12 protein-coding genes are annotated in these 12,936 nt (G+C 32.5%); all 12 read right to left on the bottom strand.

Going from position 1 to position 12,936, the window contains the following annotated elements; translation table 11 throughout:
• Positions 1–3: 3 nt before the first annotated feature.
• Positions 4–870 carry an ABC transporter permease gene (locus F1003_RS10645; RefSeq protein ID WP_155089405.1) on the bottom strand — a complete coding sequence of 289 codons (867 nt, stop codon included), beginning with the start codon at positions 868–870 and terminating at the stop codon, positions 4–6.
• 96 nt (positions 871–966) lie between these two features.
• Positions 967–1,917 carry an NAD-dependent epimerase/dehydratase family protein gene (locus F1003_RS10640; RefSeq protein ID WP_155089404.1) on the bottom strand — a complete coding sequence of 317 codons (951 nt, stop codon included), beginning with the start codon at positions 1,915–1,917 and terminating at the stop codon, positions 967–969.
• Between the two features lie 111 nt (positions 1,918–2,028).
• A complete protein-coding gene (locus F1003_RS10635; protein ID WP_155089403.1) occupies positions 2,029–3,231 on the bottom strand; it encodes a hypothetical protein in 1,203 nt (400 codons plus the stop codon).
• Complete coding sequence (rffA, locus tag F1003_RS10630) at positions 3,228–4,343, bottom strand: dTDP-4-amino-4,6-dideoxygalactose transaminase (protein ID WP_155089402.1); 1,116 nt, start codon at positions 4,341–4,343, stop codon at positions 3,228–3,230. Before rffA ends, F1003_RS10635 begins: the two co-directional genes overlap by 4 nt.
• Positions 4,343–4,981 carry an acetyltransferase gene (locus F1003_RS10625; RefSeq protein ID WP_155089401.1) on the bottom strand — a complete coding sequence of 213 codons (639 nt, stop codon included), beginning with the start codon at positions 4,979–4,981 and terminating at the stop codon, positions 4,343–4,345. Before F1003_RS10625 ends, rffA begins: the two co-directional genes overlap by 1 nt.
• Positions 4,974–5,900 carry a glycosyltransferase family 2 protein gene (locus tag F1003_RS10620; RefSeq protein WP_155089400.1) on the bottom strand — a complete coding sequence of 309 codons (927 nt, stop codon included), beginning with the start codon at positions 5,898–5,900 and terminating at the stop codon, positions 4,974–4,976. Before F1003_RS10620 ends, F1003_RS10625 begins: the two co-directional genes overlap by 8 nt.
• On the bottom strand, positions 5,901–6,593 hold the full coding sequence (locus tag F1003_RS10615) for a WbqC family protein (RefSeq protein WP_155089399.1): 693 nt from the start codon (positions 6,591–6,593) through the stop codon (positions 5,901–5,903).
• 63 nt (positions 6,594–6,656) lie between these two features.
• A complete protein-coding gene (locus F1003_RS10610; protein ID WP_155089398.1) occupies positions 6,657–7,634 on the bottom strand; it encodes an SDR family oxidoreductase in 978 nt (325 codons plus the stop codon).
• An 18-nt stretch (positions 7,635–7,652) separates the two neighbouring features.
• Positions 7,653–8,948, bottom strand: a complete 1,296-nt coding sequence (locus F1003_RS10605; RefSeq protein WP_155089397.1) for a nucleotide sugar dehydrogenase — start codon at positions 8,946–8,948, stop codon at positions 7,653–7,655.
• A complete protein-coding gene (locus tag F1003_RS10600) occupies positions 8,945–9,535 on the bottom strand; it encodes a sugar transferase (protein ID WP_155089396.1) in 591 nt (196 codons plus the stop codon). Before F1003_RS10600 ends, F1003_RS10605 begins: the two co-directional genes overlap by 4 nt.
• 20 nt (positions 9,536–9,555) lie before the next feature.
• Positions 9,556–12,045 (bottom strand): polysaccharide biosynthesis tyrosine autokinase, encoded by a 2,490-nt coding sequence (locus F1003_RS10595; RefSeq protein ID WP_155089395.1) that lies wholly within the window; start codon positions 12,043–12,045, stop codon positions 9,556–9,558.
• A gap of 1 nt (position 12,046) precedes the next feature.
• Positions 12,047–12,850, bottom strand: a complete 804-nt coding sequence (locus F1003_RS10590; RefSeq protein WP_155089394.1) for a polysaccharide biosynthesis/export family protein — start codon at positions 12,848–12,850, stop codon at positions 12,047–12,049.
• Between the last annotated feature and the right edge of the window lie 86 nt (positions 12,851–12,936).

The raw sequence follows: 12,936 nt of genomic DNA, 5'->3' as shown, positions 1-12,936 counted from the left end.
TAACTACACTGTATCTATAAATTTCTTTTCAGTTTTATTGAAAATTACCAAGCCTAATAAAAAGATTACTACACTACTAATCAAAGTATAAGCAAATGAAACCCAACTGAAACTCCCTGTGTTTAATAGCATAAATCTAAATCCTTCAATAATCTGAGTAAGTGGACTATATACAACAAAAGGAACAACAAACTCAGGGAACTTTGCCTGGGCTTCAGCTACTGAATAAGGAACAGCTGAAAGATACATCAATAATTGAACACCAAAACTTACTAATACATGTAAATCTCTATACTTGGTGGTCATGGACGAAATAATCATACCCAAACCTAAACCCAGAAGTGCCATCATTATAACATACACTGGAAACAACAGTATATTTAAATTCATTTCTACTGTACTACCGGCAAAATAATAATAGACGTAGAACCCTAAAAATATGAACAATTGAATACTAAACTTTAAAAGATTAGATATAGTTACAGACATTGGCATAATAACCCTAGGAAAATAAACCTTACCAAAAATAGCTTGGTTTTTAGTAAATGTATTCGAGGTTCCTGTGAGGCATTCTTTAAAATAATTCCAAGCTGTTATACCTGCCAAATTAAAAAGAAATGGTGGAATTGTTCCTGTACTGATATTCCCTAAATTATTAAAAACCAAGGTAAATATAACAGACGTGAACAATGGCTGAATTACGTACCAAAGTGGTCCTAGTATTGTCTGTTTATAAAGGGTAACCAAATCCCTTTTTACAAACATCACTAGCAAATCTCTGTAGCGCCAGATTTCCCTAAAATTAATAGAAAAAAGCTTATGTTTAGAAGAGATGGTATATAACCATTGGTTATCATTTTGAATATTCAAAATTGATTTATTTTTATTTTGCTTAAAAATACTAAATGCAATTAAAAATCAAATCTTTTGTACAATGAAAATTTAAAGGATAGTAATGCTTAAATTTTATCTGATATTAAATCTAGACTTGTTATCTATTTTATATTTTTCCAATAACATTTCAATACCTTTATCAATTGATATTAAATCTCTACCTAATAGTGCTTTCATTTTAGAAATATCAGGACATCTTCTATTCATATCACCTTCCTTAAGTGCTGGAAGAAAAATTATTTCTGATGTAGAGTTTGTAATCTCAATAATCTTTTTTGCTAAGTCCAAAATACTTATCTCCAAATCATTACCCACATTAAGAACATCATTTACAAAAGCATTGTTGTACAATGCATTAATACAAGTATCCACATTGTCGTCTATATAGCAAAAAGAACGCGTCTGATCTCCTTTACCATAAATAGGAATTGGTTGATTATTGAGCGCCAATCTCATAAACCTAGGCATAACAAAATCATTACTTTGCATGGGACCATAAGTATTGAAAAAACGGAATATAGTATAGTTTAGACCATATTCCCTTTGATAAGCCTTAAAAAATGCTTCGCCTACATTCTTTACAATAGCGTAAGGCAATCTTGAGTTTAAGGGAGTGGTTTTTTCATTTTGAGGAATTTCAAAAGGCTCACCATATACTTCTGAAGAACTAGAATAAAACACTCGCTTTACACCAGAGTTTTTTGACAAAGACAGTATATTCTTAATACCATCAATGTCGTTGAGTACGTTTATAGGGTTGCTGAGTGTTCGTTCTACACCTACTACAGCTGCATAATGAAAAACATATTCGAACTTAAACGTGGCAAAGATTGAGATGATGTCATTATAGTCATTGACATCTGCTCTAATGAATTTAACATTATCCTTTTTAGGAACTTTAGATTTCTTCCCAGTGGATAAGTTATCGATTATTACAACATTGACATCTGTATTTAGTGCCAATTTTGCTGCTAAAGAGCTCCCAAGTTGCCCAGCTCCACCTGTAATCAGAATATTTATCATCTTTTATAAATATCAGAGGCTAAAAATACTTAGGGAGATAATTTAGCTATTTTAATGAAGTAAATTTATCAATTGTTTTTAAAGCACCAAAGAAAATAGCTACAAATTACTCTATATCAATGGAATAATTTTAATAAAGCCATAAATCATTAATAAAAATGTTACAGCAACATTAAGTTTTGATATCCACTTACTTATTTTATCAGTTTGCTCTAAATAAGTATAAAAAGCAATTGTAGCAATAAAAATTGCTACGAACCAACGTAACTCAATAAACGAAATTATAACCAAAGAAAATACAAATATGGTTATGAGCAGTGCTAACGGAATTGAATTCTCAAAATTGAATATTTTCTTTTTGTAAAAATTATGCGCCAAAAAGACCAAAACAATAATTAAAATAAGACCAAGTTGTCGTGTTCCATATTTGAAAATGTCCAGTGCATCTTTAAAAAACTCTATTAAAGTCAGCTTTGGGTTAAATAAGATGCCTTCAAATAAAGTTCTAGGCAGGGAGTCTTCTCCGTTTTCATCAACGTATTCTTGAGTGGCTTTAAAAGATGGGTGTTGGTGGCTAGACAATTTCCCTTCATTAACGAGCAATTGTGCTAAATATTGGCGTTGTGCCCAATTGACATTAACATTTTCAGGAGGGTTTTTTTTATCATATGACAATCTTCCGTTGGATTGAATTGCAGGAACATTTATTACCATAAACAGGATAAATGTTATAATAGGCAACAAATACCCTTTTTTAGAAAAACCTTTTATTTTATAAAGGAATAAAAAACAAATGATTAAAGCTGGCAGATACATAACTACAAGTGCCCTTGTAAAAACACAAACAATCAAAACAGAAAGTGCCAATGATTGCTTCCATCGCTTACCAAGATTAAATTGATGAATCTCATTAAAAAATATAGCCAAACACAAAATAAATAGCGAGTCATTTGTACCAATAAAAAAGACCTTACAAGTCCCTATAAAAAAGGTGAGATAAAAGAAAAAAGTTAATGAAGCCTTATTTCTATATAAAAAATAGCAGTATAATACTATCAATAAGATTATGTTTAATAATCTAAGTGCAAAATAGGGTTCAAAAACCAAACTCAATGGATAAACCAAAATAGCATGAGGTACTGAAATTCCTTTTTTAATAGCTTCTATCCAACCATATTGATTTATATAATTTAAATCTGAAATAAAAACACCTTCATCTCCTGCACCTATCGGTAAGCCATACATAAAGTACATGCCCAGTATTGCATATAAAATTGCTATAGCTAGAAGGAATTTTTGCAAATTGATTTTCATATAGAAAATGTTTTTAATACTCTGGTAACTTCAGCGGGATTCAATTCAAAAAACATAGGAAGCCTTAAAAGTCTCTCTGTAAATTTATCGCTGTTTTCTAATATTCTCCCATCATGCTTATCTTTATAGTATTTGCTTGAATGCAAGCTGATATAGTGAAATACTGCCAAAATATCATTATCCCGTAGATGATTTATGATCTCTTGTCGTTGGTTCTGAGACTGGCACAAAATGTAAAACATATGACCATTGTTTGTCTCTTCATTAGGCTGAGCCATTAATTTTATATCCTTTGATTTTGCCCATTCGGTTAACTCTGAATGGTAAAAATACCAATGCTCCAATCGTTTCTTTTGAATGGTGTCAATATTTTCTAACTGAGCCCATAAAAACGCTGCGATGATATCTGAAGGCAAAAATGAAGAGCCTGTATCTACCCATCCATACTTATTTATATTACCTCTAAAAAATTCTGCTCTATTCGTTCCTTTTTCCCATAAAATTTCGGCTCTATCTACAAACCTATCGTCATTTATAACCAATAAACCTCCTTCCCCTGAAATAATGTTTTTAGTTTCATGGAATGAAAATGTAGATAAGTGACCAATACTTCCTAAAGGCTTACCTTTATAATTAGAGCAAATAGCCTGTGCGGCATCCTCTATAACAATGAGATTGTACCTATTAGCTAAGGCCATTATTGAATCCATGTTACATGCCACACCAGCATAGTGAACTACAACTATGGCTTTCGTTCTTTGGGTAATAAGTTCTTCTATTTTGTTGGCATCAATGTTAGGGTTATCTCCACAAGAATCAGCAAATTTAATTACCGCTCCTTGTCTTACAAATGCCAAAGCGGTTGACACGAAAGTAAAACTTGGCACGATGACTTCATCACCCTGTTCAATATTGGCAAGCATGGAGCACATTTCTAAAGCATCGGTACAAGATGTAGTGAGTAAAGCCTTTTTAAAATTAAAACGATCCTCGAAAAAGTGCTGGCATTTCTGAGTATAGTAACCATTGCCAGAAATTTTTCCTCGACTTACAGCGTCTTCAATATAAGTTGTTTCGTTCCCTGTTAAATATGGTTTATTGAATGGTATCATTACTTTATAAATCTTGCCGGATTACCAAAATAAAGTCCTTTTTTACTTAAATTATTTACAACTACAGTTGCACCGCCTGTCTGTATATCATCATTAATATTAATTGAATCTATCACGGTTGTACCAACTCCAAGATTGCATCTCTTGCCTATATTACAAAATCCAGATATTATTATACATGGTGACAAAAATGTATGATCATTTATAATAGAATCGTGACAAATTGAGGTTGAAATATTAATAACAACATCATTTTTTATTACAACATTTGAGTCAATCACACAGTTTGGGTATATAAAAACACCTTTCCCTATTTTTGACGATTGGTCAACATATGTGCTAGAGTGTACAATTGTTGCAAATTCAATATGTTCAGCCAAATTTTCAAAAACTTTTTCTCTAAATTTTAAATGCTTATATCCAACCGCAATAATTGCCTTATCAAAAACATTAGACTTATAGGAGTTTAAAACATCATTTATGTTTCCAATAACTTTGTACTTTTTTACAATAGTATCTTTTGATATAAAATCGTCAAAAAACACAATGTGTTCATAATGACCATCACTTATTGCATAGTGCGCTATTTGTTGCCCTAGATCTCCTGCTCCAATAATTCCTAGAGTATTCTTATTCATAAATTTTTCTTATAATCACGTTAGGTCTATTTTGCACTTGCTTAAAGACCTTGAATAAATAAATTCCAATTAAACCCAAAAAAGTAGAAATTATTCCCAGAATCAAAATATTGATTACTACCAAAGATGTCCAACCTAAATAAATTTCATTCCCGTAAATTATCTTTTTAATAAATAAATAAATTATTGACAAAATACTCATCAAAGTAATAAACAAACCCAAATAAAACAGATACTCAAGAGGCTTACCTGAAAATGAAGTTACAGCTTGAATCATTAAATCTAATCTTTTATGCATCGTATAAGTACTTTTAGTTTTTCTTAGTCCTTTCGATACTGGCAAACCTACTTGATTATATCCTGTCCAATACATCATACCTCCGAGAAATAGGTTAGCATCACCCAATGACAGTAAACTTAAGAGATAGTCCCTCCTCATAAGCCTCTCTGTAAGGATATTAGGCGGAATTCGAATATCAGAAAATTTATTTATTGCCCACCAAAAAACTTTTCCTGCTGACCTATAAAAAAAACCACCTCCTCTTTTCTCTTGGTAACCATAGACAACATCTATTTGATCATTTGAATTCATCTTATTAAAACAATCTATTAAAAAATAAGGTGAAGTTTCTAAATCATTATCAATTAAAAAAACAAAATCCCCTTTTGCGTATTCGAGACCAGATTGCATAGCATAATGATGTCCAAAATTTCTAGATAAATCTAGAACCACTATATTAGAAATAACTTTTTTCTGATCTAAAAGGTATTTCAATGAATTGTCTGGTGAACCGTCATTCACAAATATCAATTCATAATCGTTTATACCCAATTCAATAATGGCGCTCAATATTTGAGATATAAATTCCTCCAGAAAAATTTCTGATTTATAAAGTGTAGTAACTACAGATAATTTCATCTAAAATTTAGATTTTAAATACTTCTTGGCATTTGGGCCTTCGTTGAATAATAAATCTAAAACACTTACCTGATGCTCAAAATCACCATTAATTTGATGATACGGTTTATAGCCTGAATAATCCATCCATAAAATATCTAAATTATTCTCTTTAAAAAGTGACTCGTCAATATATTCTTTAGCAGCGGGTCCCGAAATATAAGTAGAAGCGTTAAGTTTTTCACACGCTTCAATAAGTTTCTCCTGCCTATCACCTTTTAGCTTCAATGTTCTTGAGTCTATGATATCAGTAGTAATATCCAAAAATTTATTAATTAATACAATAAACTTTCTGTTTATCTCACTCAGATAGATTTCAGAACCATCATAGATTTCCTTAATTTCATCTTTATATTGATTAAAATAAGGACTCTTTCCATAATTGGCCTGTAAGGAATTAAAGTGCTTTCTGCTCCAGTTATTATTAATGACTTTGGTTTCGTGAATCTTTTGTGAAGTGGATTTATGGCTTACAGGTATGGTCAACCATTGTAATCCGTTCTTGGTCTTTATAAGGTTTCTATTTCTCCAGTCGTTCTTTGTATACTGTACTTCGTCATATATAACAAAAACATCTGCCCGAGCAATAATATCAAAGTAGCCCTTCCAGGGAATATAATTAGATTGTAAAATAGCTACCTTTTTAGAATGCATTACTTTTTGTCTCCTACTTATAAAGCAGAAAAATAGTAATTTCTAAAGTAAAAAATGGTTATCTTAATTAAAATAATCCCAAGTAATTTTAAGACCTTCCCTAACTGTATATTTTGGCTTATAACCTAATAGATTCTCAGCTTTAGATATATCCGCCAAAGAATCTCTTACATCACCTTGTCTTGGTGGTCCGTAAACCGCTTTTAACTCAGAGTTCGCTGCAATACGCAACGACTCCCAAAGGTAATTTATTGTTATTCGTTCACCACAAGCGACATTAAACACTTCGTTCTTTGCGTCTTTTGAAGCAAAAAAGCCTTTGATGTTAGCTTGTACAACGTTATCTATAAAGGTGAAATCGCGCGTTTGCTCTCCATCACCATTGATTCTTGATGGCTCATTATCTTTTAACGCTTGCATAAATAAAGGAATTACCGCTGCATAAGCACCATCTGGACTTTGCTTTGGCCCAAACACATTAAAGTACCTTAAGCCAATAACATCAGTATCGTAGGTTGTGCCAAAAACATCAGCATATAATTCGTTTACGTACTTTGTTACGGCATAAGGAGATAAAGGCTTACCAATGGTATCTTCTACTTTTGGTAAAGATTTACTATCACCATAAGTTGAACTTGATGCTGCATACACCATACGTTTTACCGTTGGGCTGTCTTTAAGTGCAATCATCATATTTAAAAACCCAGAAATGTTAACTTCGTTAGTTGTTGCCGGATCGTTAATAGAACGTGGCACAGAACCTAAAGCTGCTTGGTGGGAGACGTAATCAATTCCGTCCATAGCCTTTTTACAGGTGTCTAAATCTCGTATATCACCTTCTATTAATTCAAAAGCAGGGTTATCATGAAATTCAGTTAAATTCTTACGATGACCATTAGAAAAATTATCCAATACTCTTACTTTCTTAGCATTGTATTTTAAAAGGTATTCAACAAGGTTAGAGCCTATAAAGCCTCCACCTCCTGTGATTAAAAAACTTAACTTAGAAAGATCTTCTGTATGATGTGGATTTGAGTACATAGTTGTAGGTAATTTGGTTTATAAACGTGCGTCAACGGTATCTCGTGGTAATAACGATTTAACATCGAAAGTCACACATTTATCAGATTTTAAGCTGTCTAAGGAAATTTCTAAAAACTCATTATGAGACACTGCTAAAATTATGGCGTCATAGTCAGACTTTAAATCTGTCATTGACGATTTTAAATCTAAACTATACTCATGCTTTACTTCTTCCTTAGAAGCCCAAGGATCGTAAACATCTACATCAACATGGTAAGACTGCAATTCTTCAATGATATCTATAACTCTAGAGTTTCTAATATCAGGGCAATTTTCTTTAAACGTAATACCTAAAACCAAAGCGTTAGAGCCTTTGATGGTAGCTCCTTTCTTAATCATCATTTTAACAGTTTCGGTAGCAACGTAGCTTCCCATGCTGTCATTCATTTTTCGACCAGCCAATATGATTTCTGGATTGTAACCAGACTCAATAGCTTTTTGCGCTAAATAATAAGGATCAACTCCTATACAGTGGCCACCCACCAAACCTGGAGAGAACTTTAAAAAGTTCCATTTAGTACCAGCAGCTTCTAAAACCGCTTTAGTGTCTATATCTAACAGTCTAAAGATTTTAGATAATTCATTAACGAAAGCAATGTTAATATCGCGTTGCGAATTTTCAATCACTTTTGCCGCTTCAGCTACTTTAATAGATGGTGCTAAGTGCGTACCAGCTGTGATTACAGTTTTGTATAAATCATCTATTTTCTTAGCAATTTCTGGAGTAGAACCAGAAGTTACTTTTAAAATTTTGGTAACTGTATGATGCTTATCTCCCGGATTGATACGTTCTGGAGAATAACCTGCATAAAAATCTTTATTAAAGATTAAACCAGATGTACTTTCCACAACTGGGATACAAATATCTTCAGTGGCTCCGGGATAAACCGTTGATTCATATATTACAATATCGCCTTTATCCATAGCTTTACCTACGGTTTCACTTGCTTTTATAAGCGGAGTAAACACGGGTTTGTTAAGAGCATCAGTTGGTGTTGGTACCGTAATGATATATACGTTGGCGACAGATAATGCTTCTAAATCATCTGTGATGTATAATCCTTTATTTGCATTTAGATCTGTAGTTAAAACAGATTTAAGGTTGTCATCCTCAACCTCGAGTGTTTTATCAACACCAGAATTTAACTCGCTGATTCGCTGTTTGTTGATATCAAAACCAACGACGAAGAATTGTTTTGCAAATTCTACGGCAAGGGGCAAACCGACATAACCTAATCCTATGATTGCAATTTTGTCTTCAGAATGTGTCATTTGTTTAAAGTAGATTTTAAAATGAGCCTCAAATCTAAATAAAAACTGTAATTCTTAACGTAGTTTTTGTTGATTTTCACTTTATCTACCCAAATAATCGTTCTATTGTAGTGTTCTGGGTCTTTTTGTCGTTCTAATACACGCTCTTCGTCCTTGTATTTAATTGTAGCTTCGCCAGTTATACCAGGTTTTACCTTTAAAATTATCCGATCTTCACCTTCTAATTCATCTGCAAAACCCTGAACGTCTGGTCTTGGACCGACGAAACTCATATCACCTTTAAGTACATTAAAAAGTTGAGGAAGTTCATCTAGTTTTGTTCTCCTAAGGTATTTTCCCAAAACTGTAGCGCTCTTCTCCAAATGACCCAATTTATGTTCCTCTTCTCTTAGTGTTCTAATCTTATAAATTTTAAACAACTTACCATGTTGTCCAACCCGCAATTGTGAGAATATACCATACTTTTTGGTATCAATTGTTGCAGCAATGGTAATAACCAGAATAGGAATAATTAAAAAAGGCAATAGTAGTATTACTAAAACAACGTCGAAGATGCGTTTTACCCTGAGCTGTGCTTTAGTAATCAAAATATAATATTTAATAAAAATTATAATCGCCTCAAGAAATTCTTCACCCTTCCGAATATTGATTGGTTATCATTTTCGTGATAAGCATTACCATAGGCACCGTAACCATAGCCATATCCGTAACCGTAACCATAGCCATATCCGTAGCCATAATTATGATTACTCTTATGCTTATAAAAGTTTAATACAAAGCTTATGTTTTTTAACTCACCCGTCCTATGTTTTGCATTGACCAACTGTAACATTCCTTTTTTGGTGTAATCTAACCTTACCATAAAAATTGTAGCGTCTGCATACTGAGTTAACTCAAGCGCATCTGTTACCAAGCCTAATGGTGGAGTGTCTAAGATAATTATATCATAGGTGTCTTTTAATGAACTAATAAGCTCTTTGAGTTTTTCACCCATCAATAATTCTGAAGGATTTGGTGGTATTGGTCCTGAAGGAATTACAGCTAAATTCTCAATATGTGTGTTAGTGATGATCTCATCTAATTCACTATCACCTATTAAATAGTTGACTATTCCCTTTTCATTGGTTATGTTAAAATCGTCAAAGATTTTAGGCTTACGTAAGTCTAATCCCAACAAAATTGTTTTTTTACCAGAGATCGCATATACTGTTGCAATATTTATTGAAGTAAACGTTTTACCTTCACCACTCACTGAGGACGTAATCATTAAAGTGTTTGCTCTTGTTTCTGAAGGATTATTCTTGAAAATAAATTGTAAGCTAGATCTAATTGCCCTAAACGATTCGGCTACAGCAGACTTTGGCTTTTCATATGCTATTAAGTTATTCTTATATCGATATTTACCAATAAGTCCTAGAATAGGGATTTTAGACATTTTTACGATTTCATCAGAACCATGTATTGTGCTATCTAATAAGTAAATGACAAATATTAAAAACATAGGTGTAAAGAAACCAACCATCAAAGCCATCATGTAGTTAAGGGACTTCTTTGGGCCAATTGGGCCATTTCCTATATCCTTAGCCTCATCTATAACCGTTATATCAGATACATTGGCAGCTTTTACAATTGCAGCTTCACCACGTTTTGCTTGGTAAATATCATAAGCTTCTCTGCTCAAATCTAACTTACGCTGAATTTTCAAATACTCTTGTTGATCCTTTGGTAATACTATGAGGTCTGACTCAAGGTTGGCAATTTTTCTGTTAATTGCATTCAACTGTACTCCTATGGTCTGTTTTGTAACATCAATTGCCTCTAAAAGTACGCTCTTTTCGGTGTCTATTCTTCGATCAAGTTCATCGAAAAGTATAGACCCTTCTTTAGTTGAGTACTCTAAATTTCGTCGTTCTACCGATAAGCCAATAATCTTACTCACACTAGATAATATATTCACCTCTTCAATACCAACAGAAGAAGGTGCCGCAATCTGACTATAATCATTTTTTGTTCTTAAGTAATTCTCTAATGAGTTAAGGTAATTTAGTTTTGATTGCTCTTTTATTTTTTCCTGATCATAATTTTTGAGCTGATCAGAAAGTTGCGCTGCTGAGGCTTCAACATTAAAAACCTTATTTGCCTTTCTAAATTCATTCATTTCGTCTGTTACAGCTTTCAAATCATTATTAACTGCTCCAAGGCTACTATCAATAAATTTTATAGTGTTTGTGGCATATAGGTTTTTTCGTTCTAATTCAGTTCTACTCAATATGGCTGAAGTAGCATTTAAGTAATCTACAATTTTAGATTTATTATTACCAACCAAGGATAATTTTAAAACCGAAGAAGTATTTTTAGAAGTTGGTTCTATTTGTACCGCATTCCTATAACCGTTTACAACGGAGTCAAAATTCAAATAGCGCACAAAATAAGTTTCTCCTACCGGAATGTTTGCTATGGGCTTAAGGTTAACAACACCATTAAAAAAGGGCTCATTGACTACTTCACCAAACTTGTATGTCTTGCTAAAACTACCTATTGGGACACTTATTGCCAATTTTTCTTTCGAATTATAAAACTGCCCTGTTAATTTATTAGTTTCAAACTCATAGAATAATTCGTAAGATAATTTGTCTATTATTCTTATCCCAATTGGTATTCCTAATGCCTGTGGTTTAGATTTATCTGTGACTACATTAAATGGAGCCTCTTTATAAATATCGAGCAGATGATATTTTCCTTCTTTCAAATATTGCTTATAGTATTCTAAAGAATCTACTACTAGCTCATTATGAGTTCTTGTTTTAATTTCGGTTAAAATACTACCTACCTTACCTGAAACCCCTCCCCAATTAAACGATATACTGGTATTGGCTGTAAAAAAAGGATTTTGATCATTATTAACGGTAATCAAAGAATCTAACCTATAAATATTTTGCTTTCTAACATTAATAAAATAGGCTATTACCAAGGAAACACCTATGCACAATAACACTAATTTCCATAGGTTTAGAGCTTTAAATAAAAAACCTTTAAAATCAAAACCAACGCGTTGAGATTCTAGCGCATCAATATCTTCATAGTCCTTATAATCCATTTTATAGTCTTGTGAATATTAAAATTGAAGATGTCACCAATGACAATACAGTTACTATGGTGGACAAACTAGATGCTGCAGTTTCTCCCGTTCCGATTGACTTTTGCTTTAGAGGCTTTACATAAATCATATCATTAGGCTGAATATAATAGTATGGTGACTTCATTACATTAATATCGGTTAAATCTAGGTGATGTATTTGCTGTCCTTGCGGGTACTGACGTATAACTAAAACATCCTTTTTATTACCCGTTAATGGTATTTCACCCGCATTTGCAATAGCTTCGAAAATATTTACACGCTCTTTGAACAGGGTGATTGTGCCTGGGCTTCCTATCTCTCCATTAACAGTATATCTCAATCCTGCCAATTTTACAGTTATAAAAATATTAGCCGTTTCCTTAAACTGCTCGTCCAATAACTTCTTTTCTATCATTTGCTCAATTTCTTCAGCTGTATAACCTAAAACATTAAAACGCCCTAATGTAGGTATTCTTATATTTCCATGTATATCAACCGTAAATCCATCGAAATATGCACGTTCTGCACTACTCGCATTAAGATTTCCTTCTTGACTTATGGGATTAAATATTTGAACATTATCCTGATCCAGAACTTTAATTCTAATATTTAAGATATCATCGATTTGTATTCTATATGGTTTTTGTACCTCAGATAAATTATTAGGAATAGTATCGTTGATTGCACTTTCCTTATTTTGTAAGTAAACAGTGTCTTTGTGTGGGATACAAGATGAGACAATTATACAAGCAAGAACAATAATCAAAAGCTTAATGCTTCTCATAGGTAAATAAGATGTTTACAGACAAATATAATGTATCAACACCAATAACAAAACTATTAGGTTTCTTTTTGGTTTATTTCGTTCTT

It is taken from the genome of Winogradskyella ouciana, assembly GCF_009709615.1.
Taxonomy (GTDB): Bacteria; Bacteroidota; Bacteroidia; order Flavobacteriales; family Flavobacteriaceae; genus Winogradskyella; species Winogradskyella ouciana.
This window is presented reverse-complemented; position numbering and strand designations above follow the sequence as displayed.